The following is a 19,502-nucleotide window of genomic DNA, read 5'->3' as shown; positions in this document are numbered from 1 at the left end:
GGATTGTGCCAGTAACCCAAACCGAACGGGAATCTTGTGTCGGGGTTCCTTCCGGGCAGGTCAGCCGATCGGTAATTCTGCCTATATGCAGAAGACACGTCCGGCGGTCGGCCGGATGACGCTGGACGATCTCCCGGCGCTGGCCCGCGGCTGCGCGATCCTGGGCACCGGAGGCGGCGGACATGTCGAGACGGGAGTCCTGAAGGCGGCCAAGGCGATCGCCGAGTTCGGCGAGGTGCCGGTCGTCCCGCTCGCGGACGTGCCTCCGGACGGGCTGATCCTGCCGCTGTCCGGGATCGGCGCGCCGACCGTCGGCCACGAGATGCTGATGAGCGGCGAGGAACCCGTCCTGATCCGGGACGAGGTCGAGCGCCTCTTCGGCCGTCCGGTCGCGGCGGTGATGTCCTCGGAGATCGGCGGCTCGAACGGCGTGTCCCCCGTCGCCTGGGCGGCGCGGCTGGGCCTGCCGCTGGTCGACGCGGACGGGATGGGCCGGGCCTTTCCCGAGGTGCAGATGGTCGCGATGTACGTCGCCGGCCGGCCGGTGAACGTCGTCGTCCTCGCCGACGTGCAGGGCAACCTCACGACGATCCGGCCCGTCGACGGCCTGTGGGCCGAGCGCATCGCGCGCGCCGTATGCGTGGCGTGCGGCGCGTCGGCGCTGATGGCCGACTACGTGCTGACCGGCGAGGAGGCGCGTGGCTCCGTCATCGAGGGCACGGTGAGCGCCGCGCTCGCGATCGGCGCGGCCGTGCTGAACAGCGCCGAGCCCCTGAACGCGCTGCGCGAGGCACTCGACGCGACCGTTCTGATCAACGGCAAGGTCATCGACGTGGAGCGGCGGACCGGCGGCGGGTTCGTCCGGGGCAGCCTGATCATCGAGGGCACCGGCGACGACCGCGGCCGGCTCCTCCGCGTGGAGATCCAGAACGAGAACCTCATCGCGCTGGAGGACGGCCGGCTCCGCGCCTCGGTCCCCGACCTGATCACCGTGGTGGACGCGCAGACCGCCGACGCCATCTCCACCGAGTCGCTGCGGTACGGGCAGCGGGTGGCGGTCCTGTCCTGGCCGTGCGACCCGATCTGGCGGACCGAGCGCGGGCTGGCGACGGCCGGCCCCCGGGTGTTCGGCTACGACATCGACTACACGCCCGTGGAGGAGCTCACCCATGTCCGACCGTAGGACCGACGACCTCCGCATCGGCATCGACGTCGGCGGGACCAACACCGACGCGGTCGTGCTGAGCGCCGAGGGCCGGGTACTGGCCCGTACGAAGCAGCCGACCAGCGCCGACGTCACCTCGGGCCTGCAGTCGGCGCTGACCGCCGTGCTGGACGCGCTCGGCGACGACGTCCGGCGAGTCGGCCGCGTCATGCTCGGCACCACCCACGCCACGAACGCCATCCTGGAACGCCGGGGCCTCGGCCGCGTGGCGGCGATCCGGCTCGGTGGCCCGGCGACGACCTCGGTGCCCCCGCTGCAGTCCTGGCCGGCGGACCTGTCGGCGGCGGTCACCGCGGACGCGGCCGTCCTGCCCGGCGGCCACTACGTGGACGGCACGCCGATCTCGGCGCTGGACACCGGGGCCCTGCGCGCCTTCCTCGGACGCGTCGCGGGCAAGGCCGACGCCGTCGCGTTGACCGGCGTGTTCAGCCCGGCCTTCGGCGACCAGGAGCGCGAGGCGGCGGCGATCGTCCGGGCCGAGCTCGGCGAGGAGGTCCCGATCTCGATGAGCCACGAGATCGGCACGCTCGGCCTGCTGGAGCGGGAGAACGCCACGGTCCTCAACGCGGCCCTCTACCAGGTCATCGGCGGCGTACGGGACGGCCTGCACGCGACGCTCGCCGAACGCGGCCTCGACGCCACGACCTACTTCGCCCAGAACGACGGCACCCTCATGGCGATCGACTACGCCGCGCGCTATCCGGTGCTGACGATCGGCTCCGGACCGGCCAACTCCATCCGCGGGGCGGCGTTCCTGTCCGGCCTCACCGACGCGATCGTCGCCGACGTCGGCGGCACCTCCACCGACTTCGGCGTGCTGTCCGCCGGGTTCCCCCGCGAGTCCGCCGCCGGGGTGGAGATCGGCGGCGTACGGACCAACTTCCGGATGCCGGACATCCTCGCCCTGGCCCTCGGCGGCGGCACCGTCGTCGGTCCCGACGGAGCGGTCGGCCCGCGGTCGGTCGGCTACCGGATCACCCGCGAGGCGTACGCCTTCGGCGGCAGCACCCCGACGCTGACCGACGCGGGCGTGCTGGCCGGCCGGGCCGACCTGGACGGGGCGGCGGTCCCCGACCGGCTGCGCGGCCTCCTGACCGCCGCGCTGGACACCGCCGACGCGATGCTCGCCGACGCGGTCGACCGCATGACGCTCGGCAAGACCGACCGGCCACTGATCGTCGTGGGCGGCGGGGCGTTCCTGGTCCCCGACGGGCTGCCCGGCGTCGCCGAGGTGGTCCGCCCGGACCACGGGGACGTCGCGAACGCCGTCGGCGCCGCGATCGCCCTGGTCAGCGGCACGCTCGAGACCATCATCCCGGCCGGGGACGGCCGCCGTGAGGCCATCGAGGCCGCGTCGGAGGACGCCCGTCGCCGCGCCGTACAGGCCGGTGCCGACCCGGCCACGACCGAGGTGGTGGAGATCACCGAGGTTCCGATGAGCTACCTGCCCGAACCCGCGCTGCGACTCCGCGTCAAGGCCGCCGGCCCACTCGGCACCATCTAGGAGGCCCCCACCATGTCCTGGCGCATGCGAGCAGTCGCGATCACGGCGGGGCTCGCCCTGACCGTGACCGGATGCTCCGGCGGAGCCGTCCGCAAGGCGGCGTCCGGCCCCACCCGTCCGTTCGTCTACTCCTACAACCTCAACGTCGTCACCGACTGGGACCCCGCGACCTCGTACTCCAACGAGATCATCGCGATGCAGAACATCTACGAGTCGCTGACCCGGTACGACGCCGCGACCAAGAGCGTCAGGCCGCTGCTCGCCACCCGGTGGACGTCCGCGCCGGACGGGAGGACGTGGACGTTCACGCTCCGCGACGGCGTGCGCTTCCACGACGGCAACGCCCTCACCTCCGCCGTCGCCAAGGCCTCGATCGAGCGGACGATCAAGCTCGCGGGCGGCGCCGCCTACATCTGGGACGCGGTCAAGACGATCGACACCCCGGACCCGAGGACGCTGGTGTTCCGCCTGAAGTACGCGGCGCCGCTCGACCTCATCTCCGCCTCCGACTACGGGGCGTACATCTACGACACCACCGCACCGGGCGGGGGCGGCCTGAAGGCCTACCTCGACAAGGGGCACGACACCGGCACCGGTCCGTACACCGTGGCCTCCTGGAACAAGGGCCAGGAGACCGAGCTGCGGCTCGGCCAGGTCAAGGACTACTGGGGCGGATGGAGCGGCTCCCACTACACGAGCGTGGAGTTCCGCGACACCCCGCAGGTCACGACGGCCTGGCAGCAGCTGCGGACCGGTGACGTGTCCTTCGTCGGGCGGCTCAATCCGCAGCTGTTCGCCCAGGCGAAGGGCGTCCGCGGCCTCAAGACGCAGGCGACGCCCTCGTTCCAGAACCTCATCGCGTTCTTCAACACCGCGTCCGGGCCGCTCCAGGACGTCACCGTCCGAAAGGCGGTGCAGGCGGCCATCGACTACGACGGCATGGTCGCGGCGCTGAAGGGCTCGGTGACCGCCGCGAGCGGCGTCGTGCCGAACGGGCTGATCGGGGCCACCCCCGGCCTGGAGGCCCACCAGAACACCGCCGAGGCCGCCCGGCTGCTGAACCAGGCCGGATACGGGCCGGGGAAGAAACAGCTGACGCTCAGCCTCACGTACGCGCAGGGCGACGACGACCAGCAGACCTTCGTGACGCTGCTCAGCTCGGCGCTGAAGGGTCTCAACGTGACTCTCCGCGCCAAGCCGATGCAGTGGGACGCCCAGTGGTCTCAGGGCAAGTCCGGTGACCCGGGCAAGCGCCAGGACATCTTCGTCATGTACTGGTACCCGGACTATCCAGACGCCTTTGGCTGGTTCAAGAACCTCTTCCACTCGGCGCGCCCGGTCTCGTTCAACCTGACCTACCTCGACGACTCCGGCGTCGACGCGGCGATCGAACGGCTGCCGCGGCTCGTCGCCACCGATCGACCCCAGGCCCAGGCGGCGTACGCGGCGCTGCAGCGCACGCTGCTGGTCGACAAGGCCGTCGCCGCCCCGCTGTACGTCCAGCAGTACCAGCGGGCCTACGCCGGCGGCATCGGCGGCTACACCGACAACCCGGCCTATCCGAACGTCGTGTTCGTCCACGACCTGCGGCCGACCGGATGACCATGGCGCGTCACCTGTCCCGCCGGCTGGCCCAGGCCGTTCTCGTGGTGGCCGGGGTCGTCGTGCTGACCTTCGTCGTGATGCGGCTGGTGCCCGGCGACCCGGCGGTGACGTACGCCGGGCCGCGGGCGTCCGCCGCGCAGCTCGCCGAGGTCCGCCGGAGGCTCGGCTTCGACCGGCCCCTCACCGTCCAGCTGTGGGAGTACCTGTCCGCGCTGGTCCGCGGCGACTGGGGAACGAGCCTGCGCACCCATCAGACGGTGCTGAAGGACATCTCCACCGCCTTCCCCGCCTCCATCGAACTCGTCGGCACCGCCATGCTCGCCGCCGTGCTGGCCGGCATCCCGCTCGGCCTGCTCGCCGCCCGGCACGCGCGCGGCCCGGTCGACGGCTCGGTACGGGTGTCGTCGATGCTCGCGGTGTCGGTCCCGGTGTTCCTGCTGGCGCTCGTCATGCAGAACGTGTTCGCGACCAAGCTGGGGTGGCTGCCGGTGGCCGGGGAGTACGACGCCACGCTCGACACGACCAGCCCTCTGCACGTCTACACGAACATCACCGCGGTCGACGCGCTGCTCACCGGTAACTGGCCGATCCTCGGCAGCACCCTGCGGCATCTGGTGCTCCCCTCGCTCGCGATCGCCGCGTACCCGATCGGGGTGGTCGCCCAGATGACCCGGGCCGCCCTCATCGAGGAGTCCGCCCAGAACCACGCGCGGCTGGAGCGGGCCCTCGGCTTCACCCGGTGGCAGGTCCTGACCAGGTTCTCGCTGCGGCCGGCGTTCGGCCCGGTGCTGGCGCTGCTGGCGCTGGTCTTCGCCTTCTCCCTGGTGAACGCCTTCCTCGTCGAGTCCGTCTTCGACTGGCCCGGCCTGGGCCGGTACGCCGCCGACGCGATCCGGTCCTCCGACACCCCCGCCATCGCGGGCGTCACCATCGCCGTGGCACTGACCTACGTCGTCGTCAACCTGCTCGTGGATCTCGCGCAGGCCGCCATCGACCCACGGGTGAGGATGACATGAGCACCTCCGTGACGACCGTCCCGCACCGGCGCACGCCGGCGCACCGCCTGCTGCGGACGGCCCGCGCCGACGTGCTCGCCGCGATCGGCGCGGTGACGCTCGTCCTGATCGTGATCGCCGCCGTCGCGGCGCCGCTGCTCTCGCCGTACCCGGCCGACGGTACCGACGCGACCCACCCGACACAGGCGCTGCTGCCGCCGGGCTCGGAGCACTGGTTCGGCACCGACGGCGTCGGCCGCGACGTCCTCACCCGCGTGCTGTACGGGGCCCGCACCTCGCTGACCATCACCGTCGCGGTGCTCGCCGTCTCCGCGGTCATCGGCGTGTCGCTGGGCGTCGCCGCCGGGTACGCGGGCGGGATCGTCCGCGACGTCGTCATGCGGATCACCGACATCTTCCTGGCGTTCCCGGCGCTACTGCTGTCGGTCGCGCTGGCCGTGGTGCTGCACCCGGGCGTCCGTGGCGCGATCATCGCCATCACCGCGTCCTGGTGGCCGTGGTACGCCCGGATGACCGCCGTCACCGCCGCCTCGATCCGCTCGCGCGGCTTCGTCGACGCCGCCCGATGCCTGGGCGTGTCCCGCGTACGGATCGTGTTCCGGCACGTGCTGCCCAACTCCCTCACCCCGGTGCTGGTCCAGCTCTCCCTGGACGCGGGCGGGGTCATCCTGACCGCCGCCGCGCTGTCCTACCTCGGCCTCGGCCCGCAGGAGCCGACCGCGGAGTGGGGACTGATGGTGCAGCAGGGGCAGAGCCTGTTCACCACGAACTGGTGGGTCGTGACCTTCCCCGGACTGGCCATCGTGGTCACGGCGTTCTGCTTCAACGTCCTCGGTGAGGGACTCCGGGCGGCGCTCGACCCCAGACGGGAGGTCACCCGATGAGCCCCCTTCTCACCGTCGAGAACCTGCGCGTACGGTCCGGTGACCGGCTGCTCGCCTCCCTCGACTCGCTGCAGGTGGACCGCGGGGAGTGCGCGGCGATCGTGGGCGAGAGCGGCTCGGGCAAGACGACGACGCTGAACGCCATGCTCGGGCTGACCGACGGCCTGACGGTGAGCGGGCGGATCGCCGTGGGCGGCGTGGACGTCGTCGGGGCGGACGAACGCGCGCTCGGCCGGATCCGCGGCTCGAAGGTCGCCCTGATCAGCCAGAGCCCCCAGGACTCCCTCAACCCCACCATGCGGCTCGGCACGCTTCTGCGGCGCGTGCTCGCCCGGCACGGCGTGCGCGGCGCGGAGGCCCGGGAGCGGACCGGTGAGGCGCTCGGCAGCGTGCTGCTCGACCCGGCGCTGCTGCGCCGCTACCCGCACCAGGTCTCCGGCGGCCAGGCGCAGCGCTTCGCCATCGCGACGGCCGTGGCCCTGCGCGCCGACGTCATCCTCGCCGACGAGCCGACCAGCGCCCTCGATGTCACCGTGCAGGCGGCCGTCCTCGGCCTGCTGACCCGCCTGCGCGAGGATCACGGCATCGCCCTCGTGTTCGTCTCGCACGACCTGGCCGTCGTCTCCGGGATCGCCGATCAGGTCGTGGTCATGCGGGACGGGCGGGTGGTGGAGTCGGGCCCCGCCGCCGGCGTCCTGAGCCGCCCGTCCGCCGCCTACACCCGGGAACTGCTCGACGCCGTCCCGGCCATCGGGGAGGGACCATGCTGAGCGCGGAGAACCTCACGGTCCGCTACGGCCGCACCACGGTGGTGCACGACGTGACGTTCGAGCTGCCCGAGTCCTCCGGCGGGGTGGCCGTCATCGGGGAGAGCGGGTCCGGGAAGACGACGATCGCCCGGGCGCTGCTCGGCCTGGTCGACCCGGCGCACGGCCGGGTCCTGTTCCGCGGCGCCGACATCGCCCGGCTGAACCGGGCCGGCCGGGCCCGCTACCGCTCCCAGGTGCAGCCGGTGTTCCAGGACGGCAGTGAGGCCCTCGACCCGCGGATGCGCGTCGGAGCCTCGATCGACGAGGCGCTGCGGGTACGGCGGCGCTCCCCCGGCGCGCCGGCCCCTTCGGCGGCGGATCTGCTCTCCGACGTCGGCCTCGACGCCGAGCTCGCGGACCGGCGCCCCCACCAGCTGTCCGGCGGCCAGCGGCAGCGCGTGATCATCGCTCGCGCGCTGGCCGTCGACCCGAAGCTGCTGATCCTCGACGAGCCGACCAGCGCGCTCGACGTCACCGTGCAGGCCCGCATCCTCGACCTGCTGGCCGGACTCCGGGACGAGCGCGGCCTGAGCCAGCTCCTGATCACTCACAACCTCGCGATCGTCGAGCGGCTCTGCACGACCGTCCACGTCCTGTTCGCGGGCCGGATCGTGGAGTCCGGCCCGGTCCGCACCGTCCTCACCGCCCCCGCCCACCCGTACACGATGGCCCTACGCGACGCGGTCCCGCGCCTCGGCGGCACGCGCGAGCCTGCCGGGGGCGCGCGGGAGCGCACCGGCGACGGGCCCGGGGCGGTCGGCGGCCCTGGAGCGGTCGGCCGGCCGGACGCCCTGCCGGCGGCGACCGGCTGCCCCTATCGACACCGCTGCCCGATCGCCGTGGATCGCTGTGCCGAGGAGAACCCTCCGCTGCTCCCCTTCGCCGAAGGCCGTACGGTCGCGTGCCACCGCGCGGACCGCCCGTCCGGCCCCACCGGCCCACCGGACGCCGGTCAGGCCCGATAGGCGAGCCCGCCCGCGACGCACTGAACAGCTCGTCCAGGCAGGCCAGGAAGAACGCCTGCTCCATCACGACCGCTGCGAGACGGCCGGCTTCAGCACCTCCTCGCACCACTGCCGGAAGTCGGTGGGAGTGGTGGACCGCGGGGTGCGGGGTTCGGCGTTGTAGGCCCCCCGATCGATCGCGGTGGCCATGTCGGCCATTCCCTGGGCCCATGCCTCGCTCATTCCACGCCGCACGAGATTGGCCTTGTACGCCTCGGCGGGCACCTGCTGGAAGCGGACCGGTCGGTCCAGCACCTCTGACATGATCTTCGCCTGGTCGTCGGGGGACAGATCCTCCGGCCCGAGAACCGGCACGCCGTCCTGCCCGGTCCAGGAGCCGTCGAGCAGCAGCCCGGCCGCGGCGGCCGCGATGTCGCGGGTCGCGACCGTCGGGATCTGGCGATCCCCGGAGATCGCGAGGAAGAAGACGCCCTGGCTCCTGATCGGCTCGACCTGGTGGAGCATGTTCTCCATGAAGCCCGGCATCCGCAGAGCCCGGTAGTCCACGCCCGTCGCCTCGATCAGCTCGTCCATCGCGAGCGCCGCCGACAGGTGCCCGGCGTTCTTCACCACACCGCGGCCCAGGGTCGAGACGCCGACGACTCGCCGGACGCCGCGGCTCGCCACGGCCTCGCACAGCGGCCGGGTGAAACTCAGGACGTGTCCGTCGACGCTGTCGGCGCGCGGGTCGGGGGGCACGACCCAGAACACGCTGTCGGCGCCGGCGAGCGCCTCGGTCAGGACACCGAGGTCGTTGTGCGGCCCCGGCACCACCTCGACCCGTTCGCGCACCCGCGGAGACAGACGGGAGGGATCGCGTGCGATCACGCGGATCGCCTCTTCCGTGTCCAGGATGTTGTCGAGGACCTGCCGGCCGATCTGGCCGGTGGGCGTGGTGATGACGATCATCAGACCTCCAGGAAATTACCCGCATGGGCGTTCGCATCCGGGTCCGCCGCGCTGGGCGGCGAGGACCGGCGAACGGCACTGAGCAGTCAATCCGGCCGGGACACGAACCTGAAGGACCGATCCGATCACCATTGATACCCTGAGAGTATGAATGACCTGGAGGCACGGGAGCTCCGGTACTTCGTCGCGGTCGCGGAAGAGCTTCACTTCGGGCGCGCGGCCCAGCGACTGGGCATGGCACAGCCCCCGTTGTCCCGCGCGATCCGGGAGCTGGAACGTCGGCTGGACGTACGGCTGCTCGAGCGCACCACACGTCAGGTGACGCTCACGGCGGCCGGGGAGGTCTTCCTGCGGGACGCCCGGACCGCGCTCGACGCGATCACCGCGGCCGGCCGGCGGGCCCGGAACGCCGGCCGGCCCGCTCCGCTGCTGCGGCTCGCGCTCAAGGCCGACAACGACGCCGGGATGCTGCCGCGGATCCTCTCCGCCTACCAGCGTGAGGAAGCGGCACTGGCAGTGGAACTGGTGCTCGGCGGACGGGGAGAACAGGCGCAGGCGCTGCGCGACGGACGAGCCGACGTCGCGCTGCTGGTCAGCCCCTTCGACGACCGCGGACTGGACTTCGAGCCACTACTGACGCAACCCCGCCTGGCCGTCCTCGCGGCGACCGATCCGCTCGCCGCCCGGTCGTCGCTGCGGCTGGCCGACCTGGCCGGCCGAAGACTCCCCGACGGAACCCCCGTCGGCCAGGACGAGCCCGCACGCCCGTACGACGCCGCCGACCGTACGCGGCAGTCCGAACTCGTGGCCGGGACCCAGCAGCCGGTCTCGGATCTGATACAGATCTTCAGGCTGATCGAACTGGGCGGCGTCGTCTGTTTTCTCCCCGCCTGGGTGACGCGCCGCTACCCGCTGCCCGGCATCGCCTATCGCCCGGTCAGCGATCTCCAGCCCGCCACACTGGCCGTCGCCTGGCCCCAGGACGCGCGCTCGCCGGCGATCGCCGCCTTCGTACGCGCGGCCGCATCGGTCCTGGCGGCCACCGATGAATCGTGACGGCGTCTACGGTTGAGCGATGCGTACGCTGACCACCGAGCGGCTCATCCTGCCGCCTTGGGATCTTCGCTTCGAAGAGGACCTCTGCCGGCTGAGCAACGATCCGCGTATCACTCGTTATCTGGGCGACGGCCTGCCGTGGGAACGCGAGCGCGCCATCACCCGGCATGGCGAACTCCTGGAGCACTGGCGGGAACACGGCTTCGGCTGGCGCGGCATCGTCCTCCGCGAGGCCGATGACGAATCGGTCATCGGCGTCGCCGCGCTCAACCGTCTTCCCCAGCCCCTGCCTGGCGTGGACGAGCCCGCGATCGAGATCGGCTGGTGGGTCGACCCGCGCCACTGGGGCCGGGGAATCGCCACCGAAGCGGCGACCGCGATCCGCGACGAGGCGTTCACCGACCACGGCGCCGCGCGGCTGGCCGCGCGCTATCAGCCCGCCAACCACGGCTCCGGCAACATCATGCGCAAGATCGGCATGCGCCACCACGACGACGTCATCGGGCCGTATGACGAAGACGTACGCGTCTATGTCCTCGAACGCGCGGACTGGTGGACCTGGCTCGGCGGCTAGGAGGTTCCCGGGGGGTGGATCGGCGTCCAGCACGGCAGCCGCCACCACGACATCACCGGCCCGTACAACGAGGACGTTCGCGTCCACGCCCTCGAACGCGCGGATTGGACACCAGATCGGTTGTGATCGGCTATTGACGAGTCTGATCACTTCGGCTCATAGTCCAGTGCGTGAGCCTCCTCCCCCGCATGCGCCTTGCCCGAAGCAGCCCTAAACCCCCCGGACCACGATCAAAGCCGGTCAGAGCCGGTGTCGCGCTGGCCGCAATGGCCGGCCTGGTCGTGGCCGGTTCGCCGCCCGCGACCGCAGCCGCAGGACGGGCGGACCGGCAGGCGGTCCGGTCGGGCGACGCCCGGTTCGAAGTGCTCTCCCCGACGTTGATCCGGATGGAGTACGCGGGCGACGGCGCGTTCACCGACGCCGTGACGTTCAACGCGGTCGGGCGCGACGGCTTCGGGCGGACGGCCTTCACCAAGAAGGTCGCGGGCGGCTGGCTGACCATCGACACCGGCCGGGTGAGCCTGCGGTACAAGGTCGGATCCGGGCCCTTCACCGCGGACAACGTGTCCGCGCGTCTGCGGACCGGGGCGCAGACGGTGACCGCGCATCCGACCTTCCGCGGCTCGGTCGGCTGCGCCGCCGGGGCGCTCTGCGAGGCGGAACAGGGTCAGCTCCAGGGTGGGGTGACCGTCGCCTCGGACCACACCGGGTACACCGGCACGGGGTTCGCCGCCGGGTTCCAGAGCGTCGGCGGCTCGCTCACCTACACGCTCGACGTGCCGAAGGCCGGCACCTATGACCTTCGGCTGCGGTACGCCAACAGCGTGGGAGGAGACGGGCAGAACACGACCCGTACGCTGAGCGCCGCGATCGACGGCGGTACGGCGAGGACGCTCACGATGCCGACCACCGCGGACTGGAACACCTGGGCGTTCGTCTCTCTTTCGACCATCGAGCTGTCCGCCGGACGGCACACGCTCGTGGTCTCGCGGGCCGCGAACGACTCGGGCAACGTGAACATCGACAGCCTGGCGCTCACGGCGCCGGGCGCGCAGTACCCTTCGCCGACGCCGGTTCCGTGCGACTACGGGATCGTGTGCGAGGCCGAGGGGGGCACGCTGGGCGGTGGTGCCACGCGCGCCGCGGACCACAACGGGCACTCCGGCGACGCATTCGTCGCCGGACTGGAGAGGGCCGGCGCGTCCGACACCGTCGCGGTGCGGAACGTCCCGGCCGACGGCTCGTACGCGCTGCAGATCCGCTACGCGAACGGCTCCGGAACGCCCCGGACGATCTCGACCGCGGTCGGCGGCGGCACCGCCACGTCGGCCGCCCTGCCGCCGACGGCCGATTGGGACACCTGGTCGACGGCCACCGTCCCGGTGACCCTGGCCAAGGGCTCTGACACGATCGCGCTCGGCTGCCCCACGGCGGACAGTTGCCACGTCAACCTCGACACCGTCGCCGTCGCCCCGGCCGGGTCGCCGGTGCTGCCGGCGCACAGCCCCCTCGGCGGGTACCGGCGCAGCCTCGACGGGGTCGACGGTGGCGCCCTGACCACGCCCGGCCTGCTCCACCGCGACGGGTGGTACCTGCTCGACGACACCCCGTCCGCGATATTCGACACGGCGACCAAGACGGTCCACGCGCGGAAGGACCACGGCGCCGAGCCGTACCAGGACGGCTACCTCTTCGGATACGGCCAGGACTACAAGCGTGGGCTCGCCGACCTGAAGACGCTGACGGGCCCGTCGATGCTGCTGCCCCGGTGGGCGTACGGCGTGTGGTTCTCGGAGTACTACGACTTCACCGCCGCCGACTACCAGAACACCATCCTGCCGAAGTTCCGCTCCGAGGGCGTCCCGCTCGACGTCCTGGTCACCGACACGGACTTCAAGTCGCCCACCACCTGGAACGGCTGGGAGATCGACAGCCGGAAGTTCCCCGACCCGAAGGCGTTCTTCGCCTGGGAGCACGCGCAGGGACTGCACGGCACGCTGAACATCCACCCGAGCATCGCGAGCGGCGACCCGAAGTTCGCGCAGGCGCAGGCCAGGGCCAAGGGGAAGCTGGCCGTCTCCGGCTGCGGAGCGCCCGCGGGGCAGACCTGCCACACGTTCGACTGGGGCGACCCCGACCAGCTCGCGGCCTACTTCGACCTGCACCAGGAGATGGAGCGGCAGGGCGTCGACTTCTGGTGGCTGGACTGGTGCTGTGAGGACTCCAGGGCGACGCTGCCCGGCGTCACGCCCGACGCGTGGATCAACCTGCAGTACGCCGCCGACACCGCGAAGAACGTCGGTCGGGGGTTCGCCTTCTCCCGGGCGTACGGGTCCCTGCAGGCCGGCGGCTACAGCGGCCAGTCCGCGGTGCCGACCGGCCCCTGGGCGGACAAGCGCACCACCCTGCACTTCACCGGCGACACCACCTCGGACTGGCAGACCCTGCGGTTCGAGACCGGGTACACGCCGGGCGAGTCGGCCGCCACCGGTCTGTCGGCGATCAGCCACGACATCGGCGGACACATCGGCGGGCCGAAGCTCGCCGACGATCTCTACGTGCGGTGGGTGCAGCTGGCGGCGTTCCAGCCGATCCTGCGGCTGCACAGCAACCACGGCGACCGGCTGCCGTGGCAGTACGGCGAGCAGGCCCGCGTCGCGGCGGAGCGGTTCCTCAACCTCCGCGAGAACCTCGTCCCGTACACCTACACGCTGGCCGCGGAGGCGGCGGACACCGGCGTGCCGGTCGTCCGGGCCACGTACCTGGAGTACCCCGGCGAGCAGGGCGCCTACGACGCGGCGGGCCGGGAGTACCTCTACGGCCCGGACGTGCTGGTGGCCCCGGCGACCTCGCCCGGCGCCAGCGCGACGACGTCGGTGTGGTTCCCGCCCGGCCAGTGGACCGACTACTTCACCGGGAAGACCTACAGCGGCCCCGCCACCCGGGACGTCACGACCGACTGGAACTCGATGCCGGTCTTCGTCAAGGCCGGCGGGATCCTCCCGACGCGGACGGACAATGTCACCAACGACGTGCAGAACCCGCCCGCCAAGGTCACGGTGAACGTCGCCGGAGGCGCCGACGGCTCGTTCGCGCTGTACGAGGACGACGGGCGGTCGGCCGGCTCCCACCCCTCGGCGACGACGACGCTCCGGTACACCGAGCACGGCGGCGATCACGTCCTGCGCATCGGCCCGGCGCGCGGCCGGTTCCCCGGGCAGGTGGCGCAGCGGCAGTGGACGGTCGTCTTCTCCGCCGCGGACCGGCCGACGACCGTACGGGTCGACGGAGTACGGGCGCCGGAGGGGAGCTGGTCCTATGACGACGACCGCCGCAGACTGACGGTCGCCGTCCCCGCCCGGCCGGTCAGTGCCGCGACGACGATCGACTACCGCTGACTCGGTGCCAGGGCTCTGTCTCTCCCTGCCAACCCATCGGCTTTTTCGAATCACCGAGCGGATCGCAAATATGGGCCACTACTGTGCGTACATGTCTGGTTGCGTATCGTCCGGTCGTGTCGCATGAGCCGGAAACTTCCGCTCGCTGAGGGGCAGGTGGCCCGGACCGCGACCGCCCGCGTTCTGCTGCGCGGCGGGGTGGCCGAGCGGACCGGAGAGGCCCTGACGGCCCGGGTGGTGGCCGAGCGGGTGGGCTGGGCCGCGGACCTGGTCGCCGGGATGACCGCCGGTCTGCTGGCGAAGCGTTGGAACGCCGGTGACGTGGCGAGGCTGGCCGACGGGGTGGATGAGGCGGGCCGCACTCTGCCGTCGAATGCGTGGATGGCGTTGCGCCGCCTGGGCTGGGCCGTGACTGTTCCCGACGAGGTCAAGGTCAATGACCGGATCGTGCGGATGGCGCAAGAACAAGCCGGACGGATCCTGCGTGGTGCACAGCACCGCGCAGAGATGGTCACCGGAGTCCTCAAAACCTGGCCCACCGACCCGGCCAAGCGCACGCAGGCCGAATGGGACGCCGTCCGTGAAGCGATCCCCGACAGCAGGACCCTGCCCAGCAGCGCGATCAAAGCACGCACACGGCAGGTCACCACCTTTCTCGACGCTCACGGGCGGCTTCCGGCGGATGTGTTCGAACTGGAGGAGGCGCCGCGCGCGGCGCGGATGCTGGTGCTGGCAGCGGTGGACCGCCAGCAGGCCACCCTGGAACGCGCCGAAGACGACCCGGCCAGGGTGCTGCTGCGGCTGCAGTTGCCCACCCGCCAGGATCCGCGCTCCTACGCCGACTGGACCTGGGTGGCCTGCCCACTCACGCTGCCGCCCACCGTCCCGCCAGATGCGGTGCTGCACCTGCCCACGCTGCGCCCGCAGGGCAGGAAAGTATGCGCGGATCTGGCGTTCTCCCACCCCGTCCCGAAAGCCGAACGGAGGGGCCACACGACGGCGCTGGGGATCGACTGGGGCCTGAACACCCTGCTGTCGGCAGGCGCGATGCACCGTCACGGCGACGGGCGTATCACCGCGCTGGGGGCCGGGGCGATGTTCCGGGCCGCCGGCGTGATGGCCCGCCAGCACCGGCTACGCCACCACGGCGAACACCTGCATGCCAAAACCGACAGCTACGAACGTCTGATCGGTGGCGAGGAGGATCACCACCTGGCCGCCAAACACGCCGTCCTGCAGGCCGAATACGGGCATGTGGCCGACCGCCGGTCCGGTTTGAACGACGCACTGGCCTGGTCAGCGGCCCGGTGGGCGGTGGATCAGGCGATCGCCGCGGGTGCGACGGTGATCTATGTGGAGGATCTGCGGTCGATGGAAGCCAAGGGCATGGGCCGCACCCTCAACACCCGCCTATCCCAAACCGTGCGGGGACAGATCGTCGCCAACATGCGGCACCTGGCCGCCGAGACCGGCATCGCCGTCGTCACCGTCCCACCGAAAAACACCTCCAAACACTGCCCACAGTGCCTGATGCCGCTACGGCACTGCAAAGCACCCGACCGCCCCACCACGCCCGGCTGGAAATGGGCGATCTGCCCCGACCCTGACTGCGGCTGGCAGGGCGACCGCGACCACGGCGCATGGCAACGCATCGCCGCCCGCGGCCTGACCCACCAGCACAACACCACCCTCGACCGCGCCACCGGCCAGATGGCCATCCCCCGTGTGATCGACGAACTCGAAGCGAGTGCGGTCATCACCCCGACCGCGCCTGCTCAGGCCAGCGGGGGTGGCCGGTCCAAGACCGGACCCACCCCGCGCCGAACCTCACGCCCCGTGCCCAGGCGACGCGGGGCACCCTCCACCCCCAGCCCTCACGGGCCGGCGGGTCAGCGTCCGGAGGGACACGCTCACACGGACCACAAGCCGCCTCGGGCGGCCTGCCGGTACCAGGGCGTGCGCACACCAACCGTGCACACGATCAGCTCAAGCACCCCCACCACCCGCCGGAACCGTCCACGGCACCGGCCCAAAGGAGCGGCACTGGGCGCAGGCTTCCACCTGCACACCCACGCCACCCCACCCCGGTGGACAGATCCCCCAGTCACAACACCCAAGGCGACTACGGATCCCCAAGCTGATCAGAGACGCTGACGGTCACCGTCCCCGCCCGGCTAGTCAGTGCGGTGACGACGATCGACTACCGCTGACCCGGCGCGCCGGGAAGGGCCCGCCTCGCGCTCTGTCAACCCCACGGCCAGATCCGGCAATACATCGGATGTATCGGCCGGTCGACGATCTGACCGGAATGAGAAAAGGTTTTCACTGATTGACCCATGGGATCTCTGCTGTTTGTGTGGCATCAGGATGAAGGAGATGACATGGGTAGATCATTCAGCCGCCGCGGCATCGTCACCGCAGGCGCGGCGGGCCTGGCCGGTGCCGCGCTGCCCCTGATGGCCGAGGGAACCGCCGCCGCCAGTCCCGCCGTACCGCCGATCGACCCCTTCGGGCCGAGCCGGGTCTTCGACGTCCGGCGTTTCGGCGCCAAGGGCGACGGCGTCACGATCGACAGCCCCGCGATCAACCAGGCGATCGACGCGGCGGCCAAGGCCGACCACAGGGAGGGCGGCCCGGGAGGCACCGTCTACCTCCCCGCCGGCACCTACGCCAGCTACTCCGTCCGGCTGAAGAGCAATGTCGCGCTGTACATCGGGCAGGGGGCGACGCTGCTCGCCGCGGCCCCGACGGCCACGCAGGGGTACGACCCGGCCGAGCCGGGCGCGGGCAACCCCTACCAGGACTACGGCCACAGCCACTGGCACAACAGCCTCATCTGGGGCGAAGGTCTGACGAACGTCACGATCCACGGCCCCGGCGTGATCGACGGGAAGGGGCTGGTGACCGGAGGCAGCAAGGAGTCCCAGCCGCTGCAGGGCAACAAGGCGATCGCCCTGAAGCTGTGCCGGAACGTCCTCATCCAGGACGTCACGCTCCTGAACGGCGGCCACTTCTGCATCATGCCGACCGGCGTGGACAACTTCCGGATCGACGGCCTGGTCATCGACACCAACCGCGACGGCATCGACATCGACTGCTGCAAGAACGTCCGGATCTCCAACACCATGGTCAACTCGCCCAACGACGACGCGATCGTGCTCAAGAGCTCCTACGCGCTCAACCAGGTCCGGGACACCGAGAACGTGACCATCGACAACTGCTTCGTGAGCGGTTTCGACCTCGGCACGCTGTACGACGGGACGTACAAGAGGGGGAGCTTCGGGCGTACGGGCCGCATCAAGTGCGGCACGGAGTCGAACGGCGGTTTCAAGAACATCGCCATCTCCAACGTGGTGTTCGACAGCTGCCGCGGGCTGGCGCTCGAGACCGTCGACGGTGGGCACCTCGAGGACATCACGGTCAGCAACATCACGATGCGCGACGTGCAGATGCCGTTCTTCCTCCGGCTGGGCGCCCGCATGCGCGGGCCGTCCGATCTGCAGGTCGGCACGCTACGGCGGGTCAGCATCAGCGACGTCACCGTCTACAACGCCGACCCCCGCTACCCGTCCACGATCGCCGGCATCCCGGGACACCCCGTCGAGGACGTACGGATCAGTGACGTCCGCCACCTGATGGCCGGCGGCCTCACCCCCGGGGACGCGGTCCAGAACCCGCCCGAGTTGGAGAACGCCTACCCCGAGCCCTCCATGTTCGGCACGCTGCCGGCGTTCGGCTTCTTCATCCGGCACGCCGATCAGGTGAGCATCGAGAACGTCGACGTCAGATATCAGAAGCAGGACACCCGGCCGGCGATCGTGCTGCGGGACGTCAAGCGCGCCGACTTCCACCATGACAAGGTCGACAAGGCACCGGACACGCCGACCTTCGTGCTCGACTCCGTCGACGACTTCACCGTGACGACCAGCCGTCCGGTGGCCGACGTCCACCTCGACCACGTCGACCACAAGGAACTGTGACCTCCCGCCGTACGGCCGGGTGGGCCGACGGGCCTGCCGTCGACTGTGGCCGATAGGGCGCGCCGAACCGTACGACCGCCAGGCGCGGCGACGGCGCGGAGCCGGGCGTCCAGCGCTTCGAGGTCAGGGACGAACCACGCTCGGTCACAGTCGCTCGAACCGGAACGCGGCCAAGGCTTCGCTCTGGTCCTCACCGAGCGCCTCGGCCGCGACCAGGTCACCGGCGTGGACGCTCAGGGTCGCGGCGCTGTGCGAGACCGCGAAGTGGAAGTTGGGCAGCTCGGCCGCCCGCCCCAGGACGGGCAGGCCGTCGCCCGGGATGGGCCGTTCGCCCACTCGGACGCTCTCCACGGTCGCGGCCCGGATCCCCGGGTAGAGCGCACGGGCCGCCTCCAGGACGTCGTCGACCGCCGACTGTTCGACGCCGATCTCGCCGGTGCGGGACGCGCGCACCGCGCCGTCGATCTCGGGGGTGTGCAGCAGCAGCCGTCCGCCGCCGTCCGGGCGCAGGTGGACGCGCGGGGCGTGGACGACCCGGGACACGGAGACCGCGACCGGCGAGGTGTAGACGAGCACGCCGCTGGTGTTGCGCATCGGCAGAGCCAGCCCGGCGAACTCGGCGATCCGGGCGGCCTGCGGCCCCGCACAGTTCACGACCGCGTCGGCGAAGAGCCGTCGCCCGGAGGCGAGCCGGACGGCGCGCACCACGCCCGCGGTCACCTCCAGGCCGGTGACGGCGTCGTCGCGCACCAGCTCGGCGCCGTGGGAGACCGCGCCGGACAGCAGGTGGCCGATCAGCCGGGTCGGCTCGATCCAGCCCTCACGGGGGAAGTAGGCGATCTCGTCCGCCGGGAGCAGGGCGGGGTCGAGGTCCGGTTCGAGGAGCAGCGTCTCCGCCCGGCCGAGCCAACGCGCCTCGTATCCGTAGCCGAGGACGCCGGCGACCTTCTCGCGCAGTTCCGCGCGCCCGGCGTCGTCGGCGGCCCACTCCAGGTTGCCGCCCTCGTGGTACCAGTCGCCGTGGGGAACCTCGGCCGCCAGTCTCCGGTGGGCCGCCATGCCCGCGACGCAGAGATCGTGGTAGGACCGTGGCTCCTTACCGCAGGCGTTGGTCCACGAGAACGTCGCACCCGACGTGCCGCCCGCCGGCGCGCCGGCGTCGACGACGGTCGCGCGGGCTCCCCGCCGCGTCAGCGAGGCGGTCACCGCCGCGCCATAGACGCCGGCGCCGATGACGACCACGTGTTCGACCATGCCGATCCGTCGTCTTTCTCGTGCGAGTGACACTGGGCGGAGGACCGAGGGGGCTCTGCCCATGGCGGCCCGGCCGTCCGGCCCGCCATGGCGGACGTCGAGTGGTGGAACCGGTCTCGGTGACCAATGACAACGAAACATGCGCGCCCACCGCGGTCAACCGGCTTCGTGTCCTCGATCCGGGCTCTGCCGGATGATGGATCCGGCCCGTCCCCCGGCGCCGGCGCCGATCCGCGAGAAACCGCCATGCGAACGCTAGCGTCTATTTGTAGACGACCGCTACT

General features: G+C 71.5%; 14 protein-coding genes. 12 read left to right on the top strand and 2 right to left on the bottom strand.

Annotated elements, in window-relative coordinates; all coding sequences use genetic code 11:
* Positions 1 to 85: 85 nt before the first annotated feature.
* The 7 genes from ABEA24_RS24015 to ABEA24_RS23985 are packed head-to-tail and all read left to right on the top strand — an operon-like array spanning position 86 to position 8,008.
* A complete protein-coding gene (locus ABEA24_RS24015) occupies positions 86 to 1,183 on the top strand; it encodes an S-methyl thiohydantoin desulfurase family protein (RefSeq protein WP_345433254.1) in 1,098 nt (365 codons plus the stop codon).
* Entirely contained in the window at positions 1,170 to 2,729 is a 1,560-nt protein-coding gene (locus ABEA24_RS24010; RefSeq protein WP_345433253.1) for a hydantoinase/oxoprolinase N-terminal domain-containing protein, read from the top strand. Before ABEA24_RS24015 ends, ABEA24_RS24010 begins: the two co-directional genes overlap by 14 nt.
* Before the next feature lie 12 nt (positions 2,730 to 2,741).
* On the top strand, positions 2,742 to 4,331 hold the full coding sequence (locus ABEA24_RS24005) for an ABC transporter substrate-binding protein (RefSeq protein ID WP_345433252.1): 1,590 nt from the start codon (positions 2,742 to 2,744) through the stop codon (positions 4,329 to 4,331).
* Positions 4,328 to 5,350, top strand: a complete 1,023-nt coding sequence (locus ABEA24_RS24000; protein ID WP_345433251.1) for an ABC transporter permease — start codon at positions 4,328 to 4,330, stop codon at positions 5,348 to 5,350. Before ABEA24_RS24005 ends, ABEA24_RS24000 begins: the two co-directional genes overlap by 4 nt.
* Positions 5,347 to 6,234 (top strand): ABC transporter permease, encoded by an 888-nt coding sequence (locus ABEA24_RS23995; protein ID WP_345433250.1) that lies wholly within the window; start codon positions 5,347 to 5,349, stop codon positions 6,232 to 6,234. The genes ABEA24_RS24000 and ABEA24_RS23995 overlap by 4 nt, the downstream gene beginning before the upstream one ends.
* Positions 6,231 to 7,004 (top strand): ABC transporter ATP-binding protein, encoded by a 774-nt coding sequence (locus tag ABEA24_RS23990; RefSeq protein WP_345433249.1) that lies wholly within the window; start codon positions 6,231 to 6,233, stop codon positions 7,002 to 7,004. Before ABEA24_RS23995 ends, ABEA24_RS23990 begins: the two co-directional genes overlap by 4 nt.
* A complete protein-coding gene (locus tag ABEA24_RS23985; RefSeq protein ID WP_345433248.1) occupies positions 6,998 to 8,008 on the top strand; it encodes an ABC transporter ATP-binding protein in 1,011 nt (336 codons plus the stop codon). Before ABEA24_RS23990 ends, ABEA24_RS23985 begins: the two co-directional genes overlap by 7 nt.
* A gap of 63 nt (positions 8,009 to 8,071) precedes the next feature.
* Here the strand turns inward: ABEA24_RS23985 and ABEA24_RS23980 are convergent, their stop codons facing one another.
* On the bottom strand, positions 8,072 to 8,956 hold the full coding sequence (locus tag ABEA24_RS23980) for an NAD(P)H-binding protein (RefSeq protein WP_345433247.1): 885 nt from the start codon (positions 8,954 to 8,956) through the stop codon (positions 8,072 to 8,074).
* A 147-nt stretch (positions 8,957 to 9,103) separates the two neighbouring features.
* On the opposite strand from ABEA24_RS23980, the gene ABEA24_RS23975 reads away from it, so the two are divergent.
* The 5 genes from ABEA24_RS23975 to ABEA24_RS23955 all read left to right on the top strand — a co-directional run bounded on the left by ABEA24_RS23975 (position 9,104) and on the right by ABEA24_RS23955 (position 17,964).
* Positions 9,104 to 10,012, top strand: coding sequence for a LysR family transcriptional regulator (locus tag ABEA24_RS23975; RefSeq protein WP_345433246.1), 909 nt, complete (start codon positions 9,104 to 9,106; stop codon positions 10,010 to 10,012).
* Between the two features lie 19 nt (positions 10,013 to 10,031).
* Complete coding sequence (locus tag ABEA24_RS23970) at positions 10,032 to 10,586, top strand: GNAT family N-acetyltransferase (protein WP_345433245.1); 555 nt, start codon at positions 10,032 to 10,034, stop codon at positions 10,584 to 10,586.
* A 266-nt stretch (positions 10,587 to 10,852) separates the two neighbouring features.
* Positions 10,853 to 13,984 carry a TIM-barrel domain-containing protein gene (locus tag ABEA24_RS23965; RefSeq protein WP_345433244.1) on the top strand — a complete coding sequence of 1,044 codons (3,132 nt, stop codon included), beginning with the start codon at positions 10,853 to 10,855 and terminating at the stop codon, positions 13,982 to 13,984.
* A gap of 123 nt (positions 13,985 to 14,107) precedes the next feature.
* A complete protein-coding gene (locus tag ABEA24_RS23960; RefSeq protein ID WP_345433243.1) occupies positions 14,108 to 16,138 on the top strand; it encodes a zinc ribbon domain-containing protein in 2,031 nt (676 codons plus the stop codon).
* A gap of 227 nt (positions 16,139 to 16,365) precedes the next feature.
* On the top strand, positions 16,366 to 17,964 hold the full coding sequence (locus ABEA24_RS23955) for a rhamnogalacturonidase (protein ID WP_345433242.1): 1,599 nt from the start codon (positions 16,366 to 16,368) through the stop codon (positions 17,962 to 17,964).
* A 144-nt stretch (positions 17,965 to 18,108) separates the two neighbouring features.
* On the opposite strand, the gene ABEA24_RS23950 is transcribed toward ABEA24_RS23955, so the two are convergent.
* Complete coding sequence (locus tag ABEA24_RS23950) at positions 18,109 to 19,218, bottom strand: NAD(P)/FAD-dependent oxidoreductase (RefSeq protein ID WP_345433241.1); 1,110 nt, start codon at positions 19,216 to 19,218, stop codon at positions 18,109 to 18,111.
* Positions 19,219 to 19,502: the final 284 nt, after the last annotated feature.

Origin of the sequence: Actinoallomurus vinaceus, assembly GCF_039542055.1 — a bacterium.
Taxonomy (GTDB): domain Bacteria; phylum Actinomycetota; class Actinomycetes; order Streptosporangiales; family Streptosporangiaceae; genus Actinoallomurus; species Actinoallomurus vinaceus.
The sequence above is the reverse complement of the archived record's forward strand: the minus strand, read 5'-3'. Positions and strand labels throughout refer to the sequence as shown.

Excerpts from the sequence above, each read along its gene's own strand:
- ABEA24_RS24015 (WP_345433254.1), top strand. The coding sequence starts at position 86 with ATGCAGAAGACACGTCCGGCGGTCGGCCGGATGACGCTGGACGATCTC.
- ABEA24_RS24010 (WP_345433253.1), top strand. The coding sequence starts at position 1,170 with ATGTCCGACCGTAGGACCGACGACCTCCGCATCGGCATCGACGTCGGC.
- ABEA24_RS24005 (WP_345433252.1), top strand. The coding sequence starts at position 2,742 with ATGTCCTGGCGCATGCGAGCAGTCGCGATCACGGCGGGGCTCGCCCTG.
- ABEA24_RS24000 (WP_345433251.1), top strand. The coding sequence starts at position 4,328 with ATGACCATGGCGCGTCACCTGTCCCGCCGGCTGGCCCAGGCCGTTCTC.
- ABEA24_RS23995 (WP_345433250.1), top strand. The coding sequence starts at position 5,347 with ATGAGCACCTCCGTGACGACCGTCCCGCACCGGCGCACGCCGGCGCAC.
- ABEA24_RS23990 (WP_345433249.1), top strand. The coding sequence starts at position 6,231 with ATGAGCCCCCTTCTCACCGTCGAGAACCTGCGCGTACGGTCCGGTGAC.
- ABEA24_RS23985 (WP_345433248.1), top strand. The coding sequence starts at position 6,998 with ATGCTGAGCGCGGAGAACCTCACGGTCCGCTACGGCCGCACCACGGTG.
- ABEA24_RS23980 (WP_345433247.1), bottom strand. The coding sequence starts at position 8,956 with ATGATCGTCATCACCACGCCCACCGGCCAGATCGGCCGGCAGGTCCTC.
- ABEA24_RS23975 (WP_345433246.1), top strand. The coding sequence starts at position 9,104 with ATGAATGACCTGGAGGCACGGGAGCTCCGGTACTTCGTCGCGGTCGCG.
- ABEA24_RS23970 (WP_345433245.1), top strand. The coding sequence starts at position 10,032 with ATGCGTACGCTGACCACCGAGCGGCTCATCCTGCCGCCTTGGGATCTT.
- ABEA24_RS23965 (WP_345433244.1), top strand. The coding sequence starts at position 10,853 with ATGGCCGGCCTGGTCGTGGCCGGTTCGCCGCCCGCGACCGCAGCCGCA.
- ABEA24_RS23960 (WP_345433243.1), top strand. The coding sequence starts at position 14,108 with ATGAGCCGGAAACTTCCGCTCGCTGAGGGGCAGGTGGCCCGGACCGCG.
- ABEA24_RS23955 (WP_345433242.1), top strand. The coding sequence starts at position 16,366 with ATGGGTAGATCATTCAGCCGCCGCGGCATCGTCACCGCAGGCGCGGCG.
- ABEA24_RS23950 (WP_345433241.1), bottom strand. The coding sequence starts at position 19,218 with ATGGTCGAACACGTGGTCGTCATCGGCGCCGGCGTCTATGGCGCGGCG.